This is a genomic window from Rhizobium sp. AP16 (genome assembly GCF_000281735.1).
Lineage (GTDB): Bacteria > Pseudomonadota > Alphaproteobacteria > Rhizobiales > Rhizobiaceae > Rhizobium > Rhizobium rhizogenes.
Genome location: NZ_AJVM01000024.1, coordinates 13,447 through 34,262 on the forward strand (window position 1 = coordinate 13,447; position 20,816 = coordinate 34,262).

Sequence of the window (20,816 nt, forward strand, 5' to 3'; positions counted from 1 at the left end):
GGCATGATGCCAAAAAGATGTGCTGCGTCATGAAGATGCCGCACTGCAGTGCCTCTGGTTTGCTCGTTGATATTGGTTCGGTTGTATGAAGCTTCGCACCTTTTTTCTGATCGTTCCGTCCGTTCTTGCCGCCATTGGCCTTTCCGCCTGCTCGACACCGAGCGGTAAGATCCCCGGCGTCAGTTTCCTGTCCACCGCTAAGCCGCCGGCTTCGACGCCGTATATTGCGGCTTTGGAGGGCGGTATCGTAGGGCGCACCGGTATCCAGCTCAGCGACAATGATCAACGGCGGGCGCTGGAAGCGGAATATCGGGCGTTGGAAACCGCGCCGCTTGGCATGCCCGTCGTCTGGACAAGCAAGAATATCAGTGGCGAAGTCGTGGCCGCGGCCCCTTATCAGGTCGGCTCACAGAATTGCCGCCAGTATCGGCACACGGTCACCGTTGACGGCAAGCCGACCCAGGCAAGGGGCGCTGCCTGCCGCAATGACGACGGCACCTGGTCGCCGTTGAACTAGGATTCCGTACTGCTGAAAAGCGCGGCCAAACGCCTCAAATCTTCGTCAACCCGGCTTTGATGGTTGGAATAGTCGCCCGGTTAAAGTATTGGGCGTCTATGCTGTTCTGGATTCTCGTGGCCGTTCTGACGGCTGTTGTCGGCGCCGTCCTGCTCTATCCTCTTTTGCGCGGAGCAAATGCGGCGGATGATGGCCGTGCCGGGGAGGTTGCGGTCTACCGCGACCAGCTTCGCGAGTTGGACCGCGATCTTGCGGGCGGCCTGATTTCGGCGGAAGAGGCCGGCTATGCTCGCGCCGAAATCGGCCGCCGCCTGCTGGCCGTTTCGAATGCCACGTCGAATACCGCGAAAGCGGCTAGGCACGGTAACTATCGTTTCTCGCAGGCCTTCATCATCCTCATACTGCCCGCCATCGGGCTCTGTCTTTATCTCATGAAAGGCGCCCCCGGCCTGCCGTCGCAGCCGCTGGAGGCGCGTCTCGAACAGCCCGGCAACGATCTCGCCATCTCGATCGTCAAGGTCGAGCAGCATCTGGCGCAGAGCCCCGATGACGGCAAGGGCTGGGAAGTGCTGGCGCCGATCTACCTGAAGACCAACCGCATCGTTGACGCGGAGCTTGCCTACCGCAATGTCATTCGCCTGCTCGGCCCCAGCGCCGAGCGGTTTGGCAGCCTGGGCGAGGTGCTGATCATGAAGGCCGGCGGCATCGTCACGGCGGAGGCGCGCAGCACGCTACAGCAGTCGCTTGCGCTCGATGCCAACAATCCCCGCGCGCTGTTCTATCTCGCGCTGGCGCTGGAGCAGGACGGCAAGGCGGCGGAAGCCAGAACCGCCTTCGTGGCGCTGGCGAAGCAATCTCCGCCCGAAGCGCCCTGGATGGCTGCGGTCAACGATCATATCGCCAAGAACAGCGGCACAGCGGAGGATATGGCCGCGGCTGACGCGAAGGCGCCGGGGAATCCGACGCCCGAGCAGGTTAAGGCTATCAGTGCCTTGAACAGCGGCGATCGGCAGCAGATGATCCGCGGCATGGTGGAGAGCCTGGACGCCAGGCTCAAGGAAGATCCGAAGAATTTCGAGGGCTGGATGCGGCTGATCCGCTCCTATGCCGTGCTGAACGACAGGGAGCGTGCGGCCGATGCGCTGAAGCGCGGTCTTGCCGCGTTTCCCGCCTATGGCGGCGAGGGGCAGCAGCTCGTGGCTCTGGCGAAGGAGCTCGGACTGCCGACGGAGGTAACGCAGCAATGACCCGCAAGCAGAAACGTTTGGCCGTCATTGCCGGCGGCATGGGCTTCATCGCCACTGCCGTGCTTCTCGTCCTCTTCGCCTTCAGCCAGTCGGTTGCCTATTTCTACATGCCCGGCGATCTCGCCAAGAGCCCCATCGGCGCTGGAACCTTGATCCGCCTCGGCGGTCTCGTCGGCGAGGGCAGCATCGTGCGCGGCGAGGGCACGCAGGTCCAGTTTTCCGTCACCGACGGCTCCGATGCGATCAAGGTCCGGTATAACGGCATCCTGCCCGATCTTTTCCGCGAGGGGCAGGGGGTCGTTACCGAAGGCAAATTCGAGCCGGGCAGCGACGTCTTTGTTGCCGACAGCGTGCTGGCCAAGCATGATGAGCGTTACATGCCGAAGCAGGTTGCCGACCGGCTGAAGGCCGACGGCGTCTGGAAGGGCGAGGAAGCAAGCCAATGATCATCGAGCTTGGACATTACGCGCTGGTGCTGGCGCTTGCGACCGCGATCATCGTCTCGATCATCCCGGTGATCGGTGCGCGGCGGGGCGAATTGTCGATGATGGATATCGCCCCGGTCGGCGCCATCGTCACGTTCGCGCTGGTCGCCTTTTCCTTCGGTGTGCTCACCTATGCCTATGTCACTTCTGATTTCTCGGTACTGAACGTCTGGGAGAATTCTCATTCGCTGATGCCGATGATTTTCAAGATCTCCGGCGTCTGGGGCAATCACGAGGGATCGATGATGCTCTGGTTGCTGATTCTGGCGCTGTTCAGCGCGCTCGTTGCACTGTTCGGGCGCAATCTGCCGGACACGCTGCGCGCCAACGTGCTCGCCGTGCAGTCCTGGATCTCGGCCGCTTTCCTGGTTTTCATCCTTCTGACCTCCAATCCCTTCATTCGCCTCAACCCGGCCCCGGCTGAGGGCAAGGACCTCAATCCGGTGCTGCAGGATATCGGCCTGGCGATCCATCCACCGCTGCTCTATCTCGGCTATGTCGGCTTCTCTGTCTGTTTCTCATTCGCCGTGGCAGCCCTTCTCGAAGGCCGTATCGACGCCGCCTGGGCGCGCTGGGTCCGTCCGTGGACGCTCGCCGCCTGGACCTTCCTGACGCTCGGCATCGCCATGGGCTCCTATTGGGCCTATTACGAACTCGGCTGGGGCGGCTGGTGGTTCTGGGATCCGGTCGAGAATGCCTCCTTCATGCCCTGGCTTGCCGGCACGGCGCTGCTGCATTCCGCGCTCGTCATGGAAAAGCGCGATGCGCTGAAGATCTGGACGGTTCTTCTGGCGATCCTGACTTTCTCGCTGTCGCTCCTCGGCACCTTCCTGGTGCGCTCCGGCGTGCTGACCTCGGTGCATTCCTTCGCCAGCGATCCGACGCGCGGTATCTTCATTCTCTGTATTCTGATGATCTTCATCGGCGGCGCGCTGTCGCTCTTCGCCTTCCGCGCTCCGAGGCTTGCCGCCGGCGGCCTGTTCGCGCCGATTTCGCGCGAAGGCGCGCTGGTGCTGAACAACCTCATCCTGACGGTCGCCTGCGGCACGGTGCTGACCGGCACGCTCTATCCGCTGGCGCTGGAAACGTTGACCGGCGACAAGATCTCCGTCGGCCCGCCCTTCTTCAACATGACCTTCGGACTGCTGATGACGCCGATCCTGATTGCCGTTCCCTTCGGACCGCTGCTGGCGTGGAAGCGCGGCGATCTGCTCGGCGTGCTGCAGCGGCTCTATGTTGCCGCCGGCCTTGCCCTGATCGCGGGCCTCATCCTGTTCTACGTCCGCCATGGCGGGCCGGTGCTTGCCGTTCTCGGCCTTGCCGCCGGCTTCTTTCTGGTCTTCGGCGCCGTGACCGATCTCTGGTATCGTGCTGGCCTCGGCAAGGTTAAAGGCAATGTCGCCTGGCGACGCCTGAGCGGCCTGCCGCGCTCCGCCTTCGGGACGGCGTTTGCCCATGCCGGCCTCGGCGTCACCGTCCTCGGCATCGTCGCGGTTACGACGTTCGAGACCGAGAATATCACCACGATGAAGCCGGGCGGCACGGCCGAACTCGGCGGCTATACATTGCGTTTCGACGGCACGCAGCCGGGCGTCGGCCCCAATTTCACCGAGGATCGCGGCCACTTCACCGTCAGCCGTGGCGGCGTCGCTGTCGCCGAGGTTTCGTCCTCCAAGCGCGTCTTTACCGCCAGCCGCACGGCAACGACCGAGGCCGGCATTCTGACCCTCGGCTTGAGCCAGCTTTACGTCTCGCTCGGCGATCCCACCAACAACGGCGGTATGGTCGTTCGCATCTGGTGGAAGCCCTTCATCCTCTGCATCTGGGGCGGCGCGGTCATCATGGCACTCGGCGGCTTCATCTCGCTCAGCGACCGTCGCCTGCGCGTCGGCGCCCCGAGCCGCAAGGCGAAACCGGTGTCCCGCCCAGCCATGGAGCCGGCGGAATGATCCGGCGGTTGTTCCTGGCCCTTGCACTCTTTCTCGCGGCCGCTCCCACCTTCGCCGTCAACCCGGACGAGGTGTTGCCCGATCCAGCGCTGGAAACGCGAGCGCGCACGATCTCGGCCGAATTGCGCTGCATGGTCTGCCAGAACCAGTCGATCGACGATTCCAATGCCGATCTCGCCCGCGACCTGCGGCTTCTGGTCCGCAGGCGCCTCGCCGATGGCGATACCGACAAGCAGGTGCTCGACTATATCGTCTCCCGTTACGGCGAGTTCGTGCTGTTGAAGCCGCGCTTTACCGAAAAGACGTTGCTGCTCTGGGGAGCGCCGGTGACGCTCTTCCTTTTCGGCGGGCTTGCTCTCGCAGTTTACGCCAGACGCCGCGTCGGAAAGCCGACGGGTACGCGGCTGACGCCGGAGGAAGAGGCGCGCCTTAGCGAGATCCTCGACAAGTGATGTCACACGACAGGTTGTTTTGCTCCTGTCGACAATATTTCGTTACATTACCAAGTTTTCATGGGTCGGACAGTTCGCTGTAAGGTCTGAAGCCCTATATCATTCCCATGAGCCTTCATCACCGGTTCCGCCGGTGGAAGAAAATCGGACGAGAGAAGAAAAGGTAACTCGCATATGTTCAGGAATATCAAGGACACTTTGTCCCGTAGCACCGCTATGAAAGCTTCTGTCGTCGCCGGTCTCGCTGTTGCCGCCCTTGCTGCCGGTGTCCCGGCTGAAGTCAGCCGTTCCTACGCAGATGCCGTCAATGTTCAGGCTCCGCAGGTTCCGAGCTTCGCCAATGTCGTCGACGCCGTATCTCCGGCGGTCGTTTCCGTTCGCGTCGAATCCCGCATCAATCCGGTTGCCGATGAGGACGATTCCTTCGGCCTCGGCCGCGGTTTCGACGAGCTGCCGGACGATCATCCGCTGAAGAAGTTCTTCAAGCAGTTCGAACAGCAGCAGCAGGGTCGCAACCAGCAGCAAGGTCAGCAAAAAGGTCAGCCCGATAGCAAGGGTCATCTGCGCCCGGTCGCCCAGGGGTCCGGTTTCTTCGTCTCGGAAGATGGCTATATCGTCACCAACAACCACGTCGTTTCCGATGGTGCTGCGTTCGTTGTCATTCTCAATGACGGCACCGAGTTCGACGCCAAGCTGGTCGGCAAGGATTCGCGCACCGACCTCGCTGTGCTGAAGGTCGACGGCAAGGGCAAGAAGTTCACCTATGTCAGCTGGGCAGACGACGAGAAGGTTCGTGTCGGCGACTGGGTCGTTGCCGTCGGCAACCCCTTCGGCCTCGGCGGTACGGTGACAGCCGGTATCGTCTCGGCCCGCGGCCGCGACATTCATTCCGGCCCCTATGACGACTACATCCAGATCGATGCCCCTGTGAACAAGGGCAATTCCGGTGGCCCGACCTTCAACCTTAACGGCCAGGTCGTCGGTATCAACACTGCGATCTTCTCGCAGTCGGGCGGCAGCGTCGGCATCGCCTTCGCCATCCCCGCCACCACGGCCAAGGACGTCGTTGCCGACTTGATCAAGAGCGGTACCGTATCGCGCGGCTGGCTCGGTGTTCAGATCCAGCCGGTTACCAAGGACATTGCCGAATCTCTCGGCCTGTCTGAGCCGAGTGGTGCGCTGGTCGTCTCCCCGCAGGACGGTTCTCCGGGCCAGAAGGCCGGCATCAAGAACGGTGACGTCGTAACCGCCGTCAACGGCGAGCCGGTCAAGGATCCGCGCGATCTCGCCCGCCGTATCGGTGCGATGCAGCCGGGCGCCAAGGTCGATGTCTCGCTGTGGCGTGGCGGCAAGTCTCAGTCGGTCACCGTCGAACTCGGTACGCTGCCGGCCGAACAGAGCCAGGCTTCGAACGACGACAATTCGCAGCCGTCCCAGCCACAGCAGCCGTCCTCCGAAAAGGCGCTTGCCGATCTCGGCCTCACCGTCGGCCCGTCCGACGATGGCAAGGGGGTCGCGATCACCGGTGTCGATCCGGACTCCGACGCCGCCGACAAGGGCGTGAAGGAAGGCGAGAAGATTACCTCGGTCAACAACCAGGAAGTCTCCAATGCCGGCGACATCGCGAAGGTTATCGAGCAGGCGAAGAAGGATGGCCGCACCCGCGCGCTGTTCCAGATTCAGTCCGGCGACGGCAGCCGCTTCGTTGCTTTGCCGATCAACGCCGGCTGATTTTTCGGCCGATTGAATGAATTGGAGCCGCGCTGGCCACGGCTGGCGCGGCTCCTCTGTTTCCAACGTGCCTTCACCGATCAACATTTTCAGGCGGGTACAAGATGACAACCTCTGGCCAACATGCTGTGGACTCCTCCGATTCCGGTTGTGCTAAAGCACTGCCGGCGGATAATGTCGCCCACATGAAGATTTTGATTATCGAAGACGATCTTGAGGCTGCCGCCTATCTCACCAAGGCGTTTCGTGAGGCTGGCATTGTTGCCGACCATGCGAGCGACGGCGAGAGCGGTCTCTTCATGGGCACGGAGAATGCCTACGACGTCGCCATCATCGACCGCATGCTGCCGCGCCGCGACGGTCTTTCCGTCATCAGCGAGCTGCGCCGCAAGGGTGTGCACACGCCGGTTCTCATTCTTTCCGCGCTTGGCCAGGTCGACGACCGCGTCACCGGCCTTCGCGCCGGCGGTGATGACTACCTGCCGAAACCCTACGCCTTCAGCGAATTGCTCGCCCGCGTTGAAGTTCTCGGCCGCCGCAAGGGCACGCCGGATCAGGATGTGCTCTACCGCGTTGCCGATCTGGAGCTTGACCGGCTGTCGCATGAGGTCCGCCGCGGCGGCAAGGAGATTCCCTTGCAGCCGCGCGAGTTCCGCCTGCTGGAATATCTGATGAAGAATGCCGGTCAGGTGGTGACGCGCACCATGCTGCTCGAAAATGTCTGGGATTATCACTTCGATCCGCAGACGAACGTTATCGACGTCCATGTCTCGCGCCTGCGCTCGAAGATCGAAAAAGACTTCAGCCAGCCGCTGTTGAAGACGATCCGTGGCGCCGGCTACATGATCAAGGACGAAGGATGAGTCGCTTTCGCGTCCTCTTCAAGTCCACCGCAGTCCGCCTGTCCGCCCTCTATATCCTTCTCTTCGCGCTCTGCGCCGCCACGCTCGTCTTTTACGTCACGGCCATGTCCGAGCGGTTGCTGACCGGACAGATCCGCGATGCCGTGCAGCAGGAAGTCAGCCAGGTCAAGCGTGCCTACGATGTCGGTGGGTTGAACCTGCTGCTGCGCACGATGGAACGCCGCGCCCGTCAGCCGGGCGCCAACCTCTATGTCATCGCCAGCCCCACCGGCGATATCCTCGCCGGCAACGTCGCTTCGGTGCAGCCCGGCGTTCTCGGCCAGGCCGGCTGGACGGAGCTGCCGTTCGTCTATGAACGCTACACGGATTCCGGTGTCGATCCCGAACGCCGGCATTTGGCCATCGCCAATATCTTCCTCCTCGACAACGGCCTGCGCATCCTGATCGGCCGCGACCTCGGCGAGCCTGAGCGTTTCCGCGTACTGGTGCGCCAGGCGCTGATGCTGGCGCTGGCGATCATGGGCCTCGGCGCGCTGGTCATCTGGTTCGGCATCGGCCGCAACGCGCTGAAGCGCATCGACCGCATGACCGATGCCAGCCGCAAGATCATGGCCGGCGATCTGTCGCAGCGCCTGCCGGTCGGTGGTTCCGGCGATGAATTCGACCGCATGTCGACATCGCTGAATGCCATGCTCGGACGTATCGAGAAATTGAACGAGGGCCTGCGGCAGGTCTCGGACAACATCGCCCATGACCTGAAGACGCCGCTGACGCGACTGCGCAACAAGGCGGCGGATGCGCTCGATAATGCCGACGGCGAAGGCCGTCGCGTGGCGCTGGAAGGTATTATCGGCGAATCCGATCAGCTGATCCGCACCTTCAACGCGCTGCTGATGATCTCCCGCGTCGAGGCGGGTTCGGTCGCCGCCGAAATGACCGGCGTCGATCTCTCCTCCATCGTCGCCGATACCGCCGAGCTCTATGAGCCGGTGGCCGAAGAGGCGGGTCTCGCCCTGACCGCCGAAATCGAGCCCGATGTCGAAGTACAGGGCAATCGCGAACTGATCGGCCAGGCGATCTTCAATCTGATCGACAATGCCGTCAAATATGCCTCCGGCTGCCCCGGCAAGCAGGCGGTCACGCTGAAATTGTCGCGGACGCCGGATGCCGTGAACCTCGCGGTCGCGGACCATGGGCCAGGGGTTCCCGCCCACCAGCGGACCGAGGTGATCAAGCGTTTCTTCCGCCTGGACGAGAGCCGCTCCAAGCCCGGTACCGGCCTTGGCCTTTCGCTGGTGGAGGCGGTGATGGAGCTGCATGGTGGCCAGCTGGAGCTTTCCGATACCGACCCGGCTAGCCCCGATGCCCGTGGCCTCACCGTGACCATGATCTTCCCCACGCAGAAACAATAGGTTAATCCTGCTTCATCGGATTGCTCGAAACATGATCCCGAAAGTCGTTGATGATTTTCGGGATCATGTTTCGATTCAAGAGGTTACCGCGTCTTTGCGTGTCCAGTCGGATGCGCGCCGCGGTAGGGAGGACACTGCATGACGATGATGGAAAGCGATCTGTTGCGGAATGTTCCGCCCGGTCGGCTTCGGCCGCTCAACCAGACGGAGCTGAAAGCGGCGCTTGCCGACCTCAAGGATATCGCCAAATCCGAACCGGCAATCGCCGCTCTTCTCGATGGCGATAGTTCCTTGCGCGATTTTATTATCGCCGCATTGACGCTCTCGCCTTATCTTCGCGAAACCGCCAATCTCGATCCGGCATTGCTCGTTGCGGGCATCAGCAAACCACTGTCGCCGCAAATTGAGGTTTTGGTGACCGAGGCCCGCCGCGCCTGGCTGCCGGGAGAGGGGGATACATCCTCTCCTTCCGAATCCGAGGTCATGAGCCGACTGCGCATCGCCAAGCGCCGCGCCGCCTTCCTGATCGCGCTTGCCGATCTCGCTCGCATCTTCGATGGCAGGGTGACCACGCGCTGGTTGAGTGCGCTTGCCGAGGCGTCGATTTCGGCGGCGATCGATCATCTGCTGCTGTCGTCGCACGAGGCCGGCAAGGTCACGCTTCTCGATCCCTCCGCGCCGAGCCGTGGCTCCGGCCTGATCGTGCTCGGCATGGGCAAGCTCGGCGCCGGGGAGCTGAACTATTCCTCCGATATCGACCTGGTCGTCTTCTTTGACGAGATGGCCGGTATCGTTCCCAATCCCGATGATGCCATCGATATCTTTCCGCGCCTGATGCGCCGCCTGGTGCGTATCCTTCAGGAACGCACCGCCAACGGCTATGTCTTCCGCACCGATCTGCGCCTGCGTCCGGATCCCGGTTCGACGCCGCTTGCCATCCCCGTTGACGCGGCAATGATCTATTACGAGGGCAGGGGGCAGAATTGGGAGCGCGCCGCCTTCATCAAGGCGCGCGCCGTCGGCGGGGATATTGCCGCCGGTCAGGCCTTCATCCGCGATCTCGTGCCCTTCGTCTTCCGCAAATATCTCGACTATGCGGCGATCTCCGATATCCATTCGATCAAGCGGCAGATCCATGTGCACAAGGGCCATGGCGCGATCGCGGTCAAAGGCCACAACGTCAAGCTTGGCCGTGGCGGCATTCGCGAGATCGAGTTCTTCGTCCAGACGCAGCAGCTGATCGCCGGCGGCCGCATGCCGGAGCTGCGCTCCCGCGCCACCGAGGAAACGCTGGCGGAGCTGACCAAGGCGAAATGGATCGACGCGGAAACACGCGACGAGCTGACGGAGGCCTATTGGTTCCTGCGCGATGTCGAACATCGCATCCAGATGGTACGCGACGAGCAGACGCATCTGCTGCCCGAAACCGATGCCGAGTTGAAGCGTGTCGCCTTCATGATGGGCTTCACCGATATTTCCAGCTTCTCCGAGGCGCTGGTCACCAGGTTGAAGACGGTAGAGCGGCGCTATGCGCGTCTGTTCGAACAGGAAGCCAAGCTTTCGGGCGGGACCGGCAATCTGGTCTTTACCGGTCAGGGCGACGATCCGGACACGCTGGAGACGCTGCGTCGCCTCGGCTTCGAGCGCCCGTCGGATATTTCCAACGTCATCCGCACTTGGCACTACGGCCGCTACCGCGCCACACAGTCAGTCGAGGCGCGCGAGCGGCTGACCGAATTGACGCCGGAGCTGCTGCGGGTCTTCGGCGAGAGCAAGCGAGCAGACGAGGCGCTGCTGCGCTTCGATAGTTTCATCTCCGGCCTGCCCGCCGGTATCCAGCTTTTTTCGCTGCTCAGCACCAACCCGGCCTTGCTCTCCCTCATCGTCAACATCATGTCGTCGGCACCGCGGCTCGCCGAGATCATCGCCGCCAAGCCGCATGTCTTCGATGGCATGCTGGACCCCGGTCTGATGGCGGAGCTGCCGACGCGCGATTATCTGGCCGAGCGGATCACCAGCTTTCTGGCCTCGGTGGGGCATTACGAGGAGGTGCTGGACCGGCTGCGCATCTTCGCTTCCGAGCAACGTTTCTTGATCGGCATCCGCCTGCTGACGGGTACGATCGGCGGCGCCATGGCGGCCCGTGCCTTCACCTATCTTGCCGATCTGATCGTCGAGGCGGCGTTGAACGCGGTGATGAAGGAGATCACGACTGCGCATGGCGACTATCCCGGCGGCCGCGTCGCGGTCATGGGCATGGGTAAGCTCGGCAGCTTCGAGCTGACCGCCGATTCGGACATCGATATCATCCTGCTCTATGACTACGACGGCATCGCAGGCGAATCCTCTGGCCCGAAGCCGCTCGACGCCACCCGTTATTTCACCCGCATCACCCAACGGCTGATTGCGGCCCTGTCGGCGCCGACGGCGGAAGGCGTGCTCTACGAAGTCGACATGCGCCTGCGTCCGTCCGGCAACAAAGGCCCAGTCGCAACCCGCATCAATTCCTTCGAGAAATACCAGCGCGAGGAGGCCTGGACCTGGGAACACATGGCGCTGTCGCGTGCGCGCCTGATCTGCGGCGATGAGGACCTTATCCTCAGCGCCGAGCGGATCATCGGCGAGGTGCTCTCGGCAAAACGAGATATTCTGAAGATCGCGGGGGATGTCGCCGAGATGCGTGGTCTCATCGAACAGGAAAAGCCGCCGGTCAGCATCTGGGACCTGAAGCTGATCCCCGGCGGGCTGATCGACATCGAATTCATCGCGCAATATCTGAGATTGATTGCACCTGTTCGCGGCGTCGGCATCGATGCCAATGGCCTGAGCACCGGCGAGGCGCTGAAACTGCTCGGTGGCAGCCTGATGGACCGCAACGATCTCGATCTCTGCCTGGAGGCGCTGCATCTCTACACCGAGTTGTCCCAGCTCATCCGGCTTTGCGTCGACGGCCCATTCGATCCCGGCAAGGCTCCCTCCGGGCTGATCGAGCTGGTCTGCCGGGCCGGCGACTGCCCCGATATCCGTACGCTGGAGGCGGAGCTGAAGCGGCTGTCGAAAGCGGTGCGGAAAGTTTTTCAGTCGGTGGTGAAGGCCTGATTCAGCCCCGGTCGGGGATGCGGATGGCGATGACGGTGCCGATGCCTTCGCGTGAACGGATCCGCATGCGGCCGTGATGCAGCAATGTCAGCGAGCGCGAGATGGCGAGCCCGAGGCCCGAGCCACCCTTGCTCTTGGCATATTGGCTTTGCACCTGCTCGAAGGGCTGGCCGATCTTGCTGAGCGCCGATTTGGGAATGCCGATGCCGGTATCAGCGATGGTCAGTACCACGGCGTCATCGACCTTGCGGGTCCGCACCGCGATGCGGCCGCCATTGTTGGTGAACTTCACCGAATTGGAAAGGAGATTGAGCAGGATCTGCTTCATGGCGCGGCGGTCAGCCGTCAGCTTGATGCCGGAGGAAATGCTTTGCTCGACGTGGATGTTCTTGCAGGCGGCCGGGATGGAAGTCAGGCGTAGGCATTCCTCGATCAGGGGCGCGAGATCGATCTTCTCGCAGGATAGCTTGATATGACCCGCCTCGATCTTCGACATGTCGAGAATGTCGTTGATGACGTTGAGCAGATGCTTGCCGCTGTCGTGGATATCCTTGGCATATTCATTGTATCGGGATGAGCCCAGCGGACCGAACATCTGGTCCTGAAGGATTTCGGAGAAACCGAGGATGGCGTTGAGCGGCGTGCGCAGCTCATGCGACATGTTGGCGAGGAATTCCGATTTCGCCTTGTTGGCGGCTTCGGCGCGTTCCTTTTCCGCGAGATAATTGGTGTTGGCGGTCGAAAGCTCGGCCTTCTGCCGCTCGAGGATCTGTCGGGAGGCGGAGAGGTCGTTGATCGTCGCCATCAGCCGGCGCTCGGACTCGCGCAGACGCTCCTGATTGCGCTTGAGCTGGGTGATGTCGGTGCCGACGGAAACGAGGCCGCCATCGCGCGTCCGGCGTTCGTTGATCTGCAGCCAGCGCTCGTCGGCAAGCTGCACTTCCGTCGTCTGCGAATGGTTGGAGCGGCCGGGATCGACGATGCGCCGCTCGATGATCGGGCGTGCTGCGGCGGCGTTGACGACGGCGCGTTCCGTGCCCGGCACCAGCACGCCGTTCGGAAGGCCGTAAGCCTGCTGGAAATGGTCGTTGCACATGACCAGTCGGTCGTTCTTGTCCCAGAGCACGAAGGCTTCCGAGGTGCATTCGATCGCGTCGGCCAGACGCTGGTCGGCCTCGGCATAGCGCTGCGCCAGCCGATGCTGCTCGGTGACGTCCATGGCGATGCCGATCATGTGGACACGGCCGGAATTGGTGCGGATGACCTGGGCGCGGGCGCGCATCCAGACATAATGCCCCTTGGCATGACGGATGCGCAGGATCTGATCGACCTGACCGGCATTGCCGCGGGTGATCGAGCGCGCCAGCGTATGCAGGCTGTTATCGTCGGGGTGCATCAGCCGTTCCGCGTCGGCAAACGACAGCGGCCGGTCGGCGGCCGGCAGGCCGAGCATGTCGTACATCGACCGCGACCAGAAGAATTCGCGGCTGGCGAAATCGAAATCCCAGAGACCGCAACGGCCGCGCGACAGCGCGGTTTCGACGCGCATGTTGGATTCGAGGAAGATCTCGTCGGCGTCGCGCGTCCGTTTCACCTGGGTGTAATAGGCGTAGAGGATGACGAGCAGGATGGAGGAAATGCCGGCAAAGAGCGTGACGTTGAGCGTCAGTTCATCGCGCCAGAGCTTGTCAATCTGCTCCATCGAGGCGGCGGAGAGAACGAAATCGCCCTTGTCGCCGATCAGCGAAATCGCCGCATAATAGGGCGCCCCGTCGATCATCGTCTCGATCACGCCGGCATGGTCGCCGAAACTGCGGATGGCCGAGACCTCGGGGAAGAAATCGGAGATCGTCAGGCCGATATAGTTGGATCCGGCGGCCGATGAGCCGAAGACGCGGCCGCTCGCCTGGACCAGAAGCACGAAGGCGCCGGGATCGAGCCGGTCCTGCGGAAGGTAGGTCGAAAGCTTCCTTTCCGCTTCATCGCGATCACCGGCCCGAAACAGGCTGGCATCGTTGGAAAATGCGGCCGCCGCCGCGGCAATGGAAAGCGATGTCGCCTGGCGAGCCGAGGCTGCCATGCGTCCGTGTTCGGTGACCATGCTGAAGAAATGCGAGGCGGCAACGACCATCAGGAAGGAGACGATGAGGACGGGAATGACCCGCTTCAGAATATGTTCCGTTTGCGGAAATCGGCGCGAAATCGTCTCCGCGCGGACTCCCGCTCTATCGTTAACACCGCTATGCCAGGATTTCAGACCGTCGAAATTAACACGCAGCCGTCCTTCGGCCGCGGTTGCCCGCCGCACGTCCACCATCGCTCTAGCCTTGTCCCTCGTGTGATTCGCTGCGCCGCTCGCCCGAATCTACCCTAATGAATCACTCGTGATTCGCCTTGTCCAGAGGGTCTGGTAAAACTTTGTTAACCATAAGTGATTTCAGCGCTTTTTGTACTCGCAAGGATAGGTCGTCGGCATCCGAGACTCGTTCAGGATGAAAAAGCGGGTGCAAATCACCCGCCTCGGTCACCGGATGGCAAGCGGAAAATCAGTCCTTGAGGATACGATCCACAATGTCGCGAACGTCGGTCGAAAGGCTGTTGGCACGCTCGATCTGCATCAAGGCGGAGCGGGCATGGTCGGCGCGAACGGGTTCCAGCGAGCGCCAGGAGCGCATCGAGGTCAGAATCCGGGCGGCAAGCTGCGGGTTGCGCTGGTCGATATCGAGGATTTCCTGCGCGAGGAAGCGATAGCCGGCACCATCGGCACGGCCGAAGCCGGTCGGATTGGAGAAGGCGAAGGTACCGACGAGGGCGCGCATGCGGTTGGGATTGGTGCGCTTGAAGAATGGCCTCTTCATGAGGCCCTGAATGCGATCGAGCGTCGCCGCACCCGGAATGGCCGCCTGGATGGCAAGCCATTTGTCGATGACCAGCGCGTTTTCGGCGAAACGGTCGTGGAAGTCCTTGAGGGCAGCCTTGGCCTCCGCCGTGTCCGGGAAACGGTGGGCGAGAATGGTCAGTGCGGCGCTGAGGTCGGTCATGTTGTTGGCGGCGTCATAGGCCGCCTTGGCGCGGGTGGGACTATCGTCCGAAAGCGAGAGATAGGTAAGGGCAGCATTGCGCAACGCCCTCCGTCCAGCACTGGCCGCATCCGGGCTGAAGGGGCCGGGTGTCTGCATGCCGTCGTAGAGGGATGCGAAAATGTCCTTCCCGGCCTCGGCGATCTGTTTGAGGATCGCCTGTCGACCAGTATGGATTGCGTCGGGATCGTTGTCGCCACCGAGTTCGCGGCCGATGTCGGCCTCGCTCGGCAAAGCGAGCGCCAGGGCGCGGAAGGCAGGCTCCAAGCTTTCGTCGCTGGCGGCGGCCAGAAGCGTGTCGATGAAGACGGCATCGCAGGTCACCGGCGCGCCCTCACGGGCGTCGCGGGCGGCCTGCAGCAGGTTGGGCAGGCCAAGATCGATCAGCGCCTGCCAGCGGGCAAAATGGTCGGTCTCGTAACGGGCGATCAGCGCCAGATCCTTGGCGCTCTGGCTGAATTGCAGATTGATCGGCGTCGAGAAGCTGCGGTTGAGCGACAGCACCGGCCGCGAGGGAATGCCGTTGAAGACCACCGTCTGCGTCCGTGCCGTCAGATGCAGGACGTCGCCAGTCAGTTCCGCGCCGGTCACCGATGTCGGCGTCAGCAACGTGCCGTCCTCGGCGATCAGCGCCATGCGCAGCGGAATGTGCAGCGGCGCCTTGCTCGTCTGGCCAGGAGTGGCCGGCTGCATCTGTTCGAGCGATAGCGTGAAACTCCTCGCGGCGGCATCATAGGCGCCGGAAGCGGTGACGAGCGGCGTGCCGGCCTGGTGATACCAGAGCGAGAACTGCGCGAGGTCGCGGCCGCTGACATCCTCGAAGCATTTGACGAAGTCTTCGATCGTCACGGCCTGGCCGTCGTGGCGGTCGAAATAGAGGTCCATGCCCGTCTTGAACAGATCGCGGCCGAGCAGGGTCGCGATCATGCTGGTGACTTCACTGCCCTTCTCATAGACCGTCGTCGTGTAGAAATTGTTGATCTCGCGGTAGGTCGTAGGGCGCACCGGATGGGCGAGCGGGCCGCCGTCTTCCGGAAACTGCTCCGACTTCAGATGACGAACTTCGGCGATGCGCGTGACCGGACGCGAGCGCTGGTCGGCGGAAAATTCGTGGTCGCGGTAGACCGTCAGGCCTTCCTTGAGGCAGAGCTGGAACCAGTCGCGGCAGGTGATGCGGTTGCCGGTCCAGTTGTGGAAATATTCGTGTGCGATGATCCGCTCGATATTGGCATAGTCGGCGTCGGTGGCGATATCCGGATCGGCAAGGACATATTTGTCGTTGAAGACGTTGAGCCCCTTGTTCTCCATCGCGCCCATGTTGAAATCGGAAACGGCGACGATCATGAAGATGTCGAGATCGTACTCGCGGCCGAACCGCTCCTCGTCCCATGTCATCGAGCGCTTCAGCGCATCCATCGCATAGGCCGCGCGCGGCTCCTTGCCGTGTTCGACATAGATCTTCAGCGCCACTTCGCGGCCCGACGCGGTGACGAACGTATCCTCGACCACGCCGAGATCGCCAGCGACCAGCGCAAAGAGATAGCTCGGCTTCGGATGCGGGTCGAACCAGGCGGCGAAATGCTTGCCCTCGCCATAGCCGGCACCGCCGAGGAAATTGCCGTTCGACAGCAGCAGCGGATTGGCGGCCTTGTCGGCGATGATGTTGACCGTATAGGGCGCAAGCACATCAGGGCGATCGGGGAAATAGGTGATGCGGCGGAAGCCTTCGGCCTCGCATTGGGTGCAGTAGACGCCGCCGGTGCGATAGAGCCCCATGAGCTGCGTATTGGCTTCGGGATTGATGACCGTCGTGATCGTCAGTTCGAAGGGCGCGCTTTCCGGCAGGTCGCGGACCGTCAGGCTGTCGGGCGTTGCGATATACTGTTCGGCAGGCAGTTCGGTCTGGTCGAGCAACAGTCCCGAAAGGACAAGCTCGTCTCCGTCGAGCACCAGCGGTGCCTTGGGATCGATGCCTTCGCGGCGATGGAAGATCAGCCGGGCTTCGACCTTGGTCTCCGTCGGATGCAGATCGAAGGTAAGGTCCACGCGTTCCAGAACGAAGTCGGTGGGACGATAGTCTGCCAGATGAACGATCTGGCCGGTGTCTGTTCGCATGGTCTATCCTGATCGGGCTGATACTGCGGCGGGCATTGATCCGGAGCAAAGCTCTGGAGCGAAATCCGCCGCATCATTACATCGAAATCTGAACCAAAGTTAAAGTCATATCATCGCATCGCTGCAATTTGTGACGGCGGGGAAAGTATTTGATCGAGAAGGTTGTGCATCATTTCAGGTTGAAAGCCGTCCTGATCACATCGTCGGCTTCGGTCTGCTGCACGACAACGCCATACCATCCGAGACCATCATAATCCTCATAGCCGAGCGTCTTGGCGTAGGCGACGATCGCGCCGTTGTTGTCATAATAGCTTCCTCGCGTCGTGCCCTCGGGATTGGCAAGCGCAAAATGCGAGAACATGAGCTTCGGGTCGCTGCAGGCGATCACGCGCCTCTTGCCGTCAAGCAGCATCACCACGGTCTTTTCGGCGATCTGCGGCGGCAGGTTGGCTTCCTTGTCGACGATCGCTTGCCCCTGGTTCTGCCAGTCGAAATAGACACCCAGCGTGCCGATCTGCTTGCCGTCGGATCGGCCGCTTTCGCGAATGCCGGTGGCGTAGACCAGCGCGTTTCGCCGCTCGTGAAATTCGCTCGGCCGGACTTCGTCGACGATATAGTCATCGCCCGACCGGCAGTTGGCTGCCGCCCTGAACCAGGCATCCGAGGCAAGATTGGCGCCGGCGAGCTTGCGCTGATAGGCGGGGTTGGCCGAGGCGATGACCTGTCCCTTCATGTCGGTCACGACCAGATCGAGATAGACCGTATAGAAGCGGTTGATGACGCCGAGCCGTTCGGCGGCAAAGGCGATACGTTGCGGCTGAGGGTCCTGAAGCGCTTCCCAAAGGGCGGTGTCGGTTGCCCACCAGCGGACGTCGGCAGTGCGCTCGAAGAGATTGCGGACGATGAGCTGGACCAGCGTCTGGGCGAGGTCGGTCAGGCGAACGCCCTCCATCTCCTCCACCAGCGCTTCGGCCATGCTGCGGCTGACCCCAATGCGGCTGAGCACGTTATCCTGAAATTTGCTTGCGATATCGGTCGCGATCTGGGCGAGGCGCTGCACTTCGTTGGCGACCACGGCGAAGCCCTTGCCGGTTTCGCCGGCACGGGCAGCCTCGATCAGCGCGTTGATCGCCAGAAGCTTAATCTGCTTGACGACATGGGTGTTATCGGTGCTGAAGCGCTCGAGGTCCTTGCCGATGCCATCGGTCACGACACGCATCGAGCGCGGCGTTACCGCATGTTGTTGAGAGCTCCGTTTCATCGATGGGGCTGCTGTCATCGGACCTAGACCTCGTAAACAGTAAAAGCTGAAGTAGTTATTGGAAATACATGATATGCCGCCGGAATTATTGAATGCGGTGAAATGAAGTTGAAATACTATGGTTTTTAAAAGGTTAATATGGCCCGTTATGAAGTAGCCATATCGTTTTAACCCAAAAAAAGTCTTCGCCAGGGGCTAGCTGGTCAATCGACTGTCGACGGCGCCTGAGGAGCGGGTGGCTCACCGCCGCGCACGGGAAGCGGGATCGACTGGAAATCGGTCTTCTCGATACGTCCTTCGTTCGGCTTGCGCTTGGCGATACGCCAGCCGGCGTAGCCCGCGTAAAGTGCGAAAGCCAATGCCAGGAACCAGAGAAGGCCGGACGGACCGACGAATTCCATCATCGCACCGCCGACCAGTGGGCCGGAGACGGTGCCGAGCCCGTAGAGCAGCATGATGCCGCTGGAAATGGTGACATATTCGTCGGGGGCGGCGCGGTCGTTGGCATGGGCGACATTGAGCGCATAAATCGGGTAGAGCACGGTGCCGATGAAGAAGCCGGCGACATAGAGCGTCATCAGCGTATGCGCGTCGAACAAGGTCATGATGATGCAGGCGACAACACCGATCCCGCCACAGATGATCATCACGTAGCGCCGGTCCACGAGATCGGAGATGCGGCCGATCGGCATTTGCGACACCGCACCACCGGCGAGCACGCAGGCAAGCAGCGTCGCGCCCTCGGCCGTGTTCATGCCGACATTCTGGGTGTAGACGCCGCCAAGGCTGCTCCAGGTGCCGGAGAGGGCGCCCGACAGCAGTGAGCCGATGAAGGCGATGGGCGACAGCCGGTAAAGCTTCGGCAGGTCGAACTTGGCCTCATGGATCGGCGTCGGCGATTTGGCGGTCGAGAGTGCGGTCGGCAGCATGGCGAGCGCGAAGATGATGCCGCACAGGATGAAAAGCGAGGTATTGCTGGGGTCGCCGAGCGGCACCAGATATTGGCCGCCGATCGAGCCTACCAGGCAGGTGATCATGTAGACGGAGAAGATGGTCGCGCGGTTGTCATTGTTGACCCGCTCGTTCAGCCAGCTTTCGATAATGAGATAGGCGCCAGCGATGCCGAAGCCGCTGATGCAGCGGAAGGCAAGCCAGGCGCGCCAATCGACCATCAGGGCGCAAAGCAGGATACCGATGCTGAGCAGCGAGATCAGCGCGCCGAACACGCGCACATGCCCCACCCGCCGCACGAAGCGCGGCGTGATGATGCAGGATATGGTGAAGCCGAACGTATAGCCGGTGGCGATCACCGAAATGGTGAAGGTCGACCAGCCCTCCGCCACCGAGCGGATCGGAACGACGAAATTCATCAGGCCATAGCCGATCATCATCAACAGCGTTGACAACATCAGACTGGCGATCGAAACGAGGCTGGCCAGCATTGGAACGGGATTCCGGTCGATTGGGTTGAAGAGCACGCCGATTGCCACGGCCATCTTGCTCTAACCCGGCAAGGATGCGCGATCAATCGCGACTCTGTGTGACGCGGATGGTCGTTCCCGTCTTGCGATCGCGCGGCCATGGAAAAGGCAGTTGGGAAAGTATTTTTTGTTTAACCTCTTGCGTTAACAGCGCTTATAGCATGCTATGTTGTACCAATATGGTGCATGGTGGCGGCAAATTTATGTAAGAATTAGAAAAATTCCTTTCCTATTGATATTTAAGAAGGGCGCCATAAGGAGGCCCGCTTGAGTCTTTCCGCCGAGCAACTTGCTTGCCATCCCAAATTCGTATCTTCCCTGCGCTTTCTGGCGGAGGCGCTGCGGAACCGCTATGATAGCGGACCGCGGATTGCGCGCCTGTTGGCCTCGCAACAGCGTTGGCTGTTGACCCAGACGGCCTATGCGCTTCATTTGGAATACGATCCCGCCATAGCCGGCTCCGGCCTGACTGCCGTCGAGCTCCGCAATCTTATTACGCAACATCGTGTGGCGAGCCGCAATACCGTGCTGACCTACATCGAGGAGCTGCTGACCTATCGTTTCCTCGCTCCCGCTGCCGGCCCGGTCCTGCGCCCGCGTCGTTATGAGCCGGCGGAGATCAGTCATGCTGCGATGTTCAGTTGGTTTCTCGCCAATCTTGCCGCCCTCGATCTGCTCGACAATGGCAGCCGTGCCGTGGCGCTTGCTACTCATCCGGGGTTGTTCGATCTGGCACAGCCACGCATGGCGCGCCGCTGCCTGGAGGAGGCGGCCTGGCGCGAGCCGCCGGAGCGGGTCGGCATGTTCCTATGGACGGAGGCAGGCGGTCTTGTGGTTGATAACCTCATGTCCCGGGTGGATCCGGGCGCGGAGGCTGACGGTCGCATCGACCTTGGCCGTATCGACACGCGCGCCATCGCCGCGCAGTTCATGATGTCGCGCACCCATTTGCAGCGCCTTTTGCGCAAGGCCGCCGACCACGGCTGCATTGGCTGGTACGACGAGCCGAAGAAGACGTGGCTATGGATGTCGCGTGACTTTCTCGATGAATATTGCAGCTGGCAGGCCGTGAAGTTCGCGGCTGTGGACGAGGGGTTCGAATGGGCGCAAGCCGTTGTGGCGGG

14 protein-coding genes are annotated in these 20,816 nt (G+C 61.8%); 10 read left to right on the top strand and 4 right to left on the bottom strand.

Annotated features, from left to right (window positions below):
* Window positions 1–85 precede the first annotated feature (85 nt).
* From PMI03_RS11705 to PMI03_RS11745, 9 genes are all read left to right on the top strand, one after another.
* Window positions 86–517, top strand: coding sequence for a hypothetical protein (locus PMI03_RS11705; RefSeq protein ID WP_007693260.1), 432 nt, complete (start codon window positions 86–88; stop codon window positions 515–517).
* Between the two features lie 98 nt (window positions 518–615).
* Window positions 616–1,764, top strand: a complete 1,149-nt coding sequence (gene ccmI / locus PMI03_RS11710) for a c-type cytochrome biogenesis protein CcmI (RefSeq protein WP_007693262.1) — start codon at window positions 616–618, stop codon at window positions 1,762–1,764.
* Entirely contained in the window at window positions 1,761–2,210 is a 450-nt protein-coding gene (gene ccmE, locus PMI03_RS11715; RefSeq protein ID WP_007693264.1) for a cytochrome c maturation protein CcmE, read from the top strand. The genes ccmI and ccmE overlap by 4 nt, the downstream gene beginning before the upstream one ends.
* A complete protein-coding gene (locus tag PMI03_RS11720) occupies window positions 2,207–4,198 on the top strand; it encodes a heme lyase CcmF/NrfE family subunit (protein ID WP_007693266.1) in 1,992 nt (663 codons plus the stop codon). Before ccmE ends, PMI03_RS11720 begins: the two co-directional genes overlap by 4 nt.
* On the top strand, window positions 4,195–4,650 hold the full coding sequence (locus PMI03_RS11725; RefSeq protein ID WP_007693274.1) for a cytochrome c-type biogenesis protein: 456 nt from the start codon (window positions 4,195–4,197) through the stop codon (window positions 4,648–4,650). The genes PMI03_RS11720 and PMI03_RS11725 overlap by 4 nt, the downstream gene beginning before the upstream one ends.
* Window positions 4,651–4,824: 174 nt before the next feature.
* A complete protein-coding gene (locus PMI03_RS11730; RefSeq protein ID WP_007693275.1) occupies window positions 4,825–6,381 on the top strand; it encodes a Do family serine endopeptidase in 1,557 nt (518 codons plus the stop codon).
* 104 nt (window positions 6,382–6,485) lie between these two features.
* The gene (locus tag PMI03_RS11735) at window positions 6,486–7,244 is read left to right on the top strand and encodes a response regulator transcription factor (protein WP_007693277.1); all 759 of its coding nucleotides are present in this window, start codon (window positions 6,486–6,488) and stop codon (window positions 7,242–7,244) included.
* A complete protein-coding gene (locus tag PMI03_RS11740; RefSeq protein WP_007693279.1) occupies window positions 7,241–8,656 on the top strand; it encodes a HAMP domain-containing sensor histidine kinase in 1,416 nt (471 codons plus the stop codon). The genes PMI03_RS11735 and PMI03_RS11740 overlap by 4 nt, the downstream gene beginning before the upstream one ends.
* Window positions 8,657–8,794: 138 nt before the next feature.
* Window positions 8,795–11,755, top strand: a complete 2,961-nt coding sequence (locus PMI03_RS11745) for a bifunctional [glutamine synthetase] adenylyltransferase/[glutamine synthetase]-adenylyl-L-tyrosine phosphorylase (RefSeq protein ID WP_007693282.1) — start codon at window positions 8,795–8,797, stop codon at window positions 11,753–11,755.
* Between the two features lies 1 nt (window position 11,756).
* On the opposite strand, the gene PMI03_RS11750 is transcribed toward PMI03_RS11745, so the two are convergent.
* From PMI03_RS11750 to PMI03_RS11765, 4 genes are all read right to left on the bottom strand, one after another.
* On the bottom strand, window positions 11,757–14,072 hold the full coding sequence (locus tag PMI03_RS11750) for a PAS domain-containing sensor histidine kinase (RefSeq protein WP_007693284.1): 2,316 nt from the start codon (window positions 14,070–14,072) through the stop codon (window positions 11,757–11,759).
* Between the two features lie 229 nt (window positions 14,073–14,301).
* Complete coding sequence (gene pepN, locus PMI03_RS11755) at window positions 14,302–16,950, bottom strand: aminopeptidase N (protein ID WP_007693285.1); 2,649 nt, start codon at window positions 16,948–16,950, stop codon at window positions 14,302–14,304.
* A 169-nt stretch (window positions 16,951–17,119) separates the two neighbouring features.
* The gene (locus tag PMI03_RS11760) at window positions 17,120–18,229 is read right to left on the bottom strand and encodes a methyl-accepting chemotaxis protein (RefSeq protein WP_007693286.1); all 1,110 of its coding nucleotides are present in this window, start codon (window positions 18,227–18,229) and stop codon (window positions 17,120–17,122) included.
* Between the two features lie 185 nt (window positions 18,230–18,414).
* The gene (locus tag PMI03_RS11765) at window positions 18,415–19,653 is read right to left on the bottom strand and encodes an MFS transporter (protein ID WP_012651156.1); all 1,239 of its coding nucleotides are present in this window, start codon (window positions 19,651–19,653) and stop codon (window positions 18,415–18,417) included.
* A 306-nt stretch (window positions 19,654–19,959) separates the two neighbouring features.
* Between PMI03_RS11765 and PMI03_RS11770 the strand changes: the two genes are divergently transcribed.
* A partial coding sequence (locus tag PMI03_RS11770) for a hypothetical protein (RefSeq protein WP_007693288.1) occupies window positions 19,960–20,816 on the top strand: 857 nt, incomplete at its 3' end.

What these genes read in the sequence shown, in the direction of transcription:
- PMI03_RS11745 (WP_007693282.1), top strand. Translation starts at nt 8,795, where the DNA reads ATGACGATGATGGAAAGCGATCTGTTGCGGAATGTTCCGCCCGGTCGG.
- ccmE (WP_007693264.1), top strand. Translation starts at nt 1,761, where the DNA reads ATGACCCGCAAGCAGAAACGTTTGGCCGTCATTGCCGGCGGCATGGGC.
- PMI03_RS11725 (WP_007693274.1), top strand. Translation starts at nt 4,195, where the DNA reads ATGATCCGGCGGTTGTTCCTGGCCCTTGCACTCTTTCTCGCGGCCGCT.
- PMI03_RS11730 (WP_007693275.1), top strand. Translation starts at nt 4,825, where the DNA reads ATGTTCAGGAATATCAAGGACACTTTGTCCCGTAGCACCGCTATGAAA.
- PMI03_RS11760 (WP_007693286.1), bottom strand. Translation starts at nt 18,229, where the DNA reads ATGACAGCAGCCCCATCGATGAAACGGAGCTCTCAACAACATGCGGTA.
- PMI03_RS11740 (WP_007693279.1), top strand. Translation starts at nt 7,241, where the DNA reads ATGAGTCGCTTTCGCGTCCTCTTCAAGTCCACCGCAGTCCGCCTGTCC.
- ccmI (WP_007693262.1), top strand. Translation starts at nt 616, where the DNA reads ATGCTGTTCTGGATTCTCGTGGCCGTTCTGACGGCTGTTGTCGGCGCC.
- PMI03_RS11720 (WP_007693266.1), top strand. Translation starts at nt 2,207, where the DNA reads ATGATCATCGAGCTTGGACATTACGCGCTGGTGCTGGCGCTTGCGACC.
- PMI03_RS11735 (WP_007693277.1), top strand. Translation starts at nt 6,486, where the DNA reads ATGACAACCTCTGGCCAACATGCTGTGGACTCCTCCGATTCCGGTTGT.
- PMI03_RS11765 (WP_012651156.1), bottom strand. Translation starts at nt 19,653, where the DNA reads ATGCTGGCCAGCCTCGTTTCGATCGCCAGTCTGATGTTGTCAACGCTG.
- PMI03_RS11705 (WP_007693260.1), top strand. Translation starts at nt 86, where the DNA reads ATGAAGCTTCGCACCTTTTTTCTGATCGTTCCGTCCGTTCTTGCCGCC.
- pepN (WP_007693285.1), bottom strand. Translation starts at nt 16,950, where the DNA reads ATGCGAACAGACACCGGCCAGATCGTTCATCTGGCAGACTATCGTCCC.
- PMI03_RS11750 (WP_007693284.1), bottom strand. Translation starts at nt 14,072, where the DNA reads ATGGTGGACGTGCGGCGGGCAACCGCGGCCGAAGGACGGCTGCGTGTT.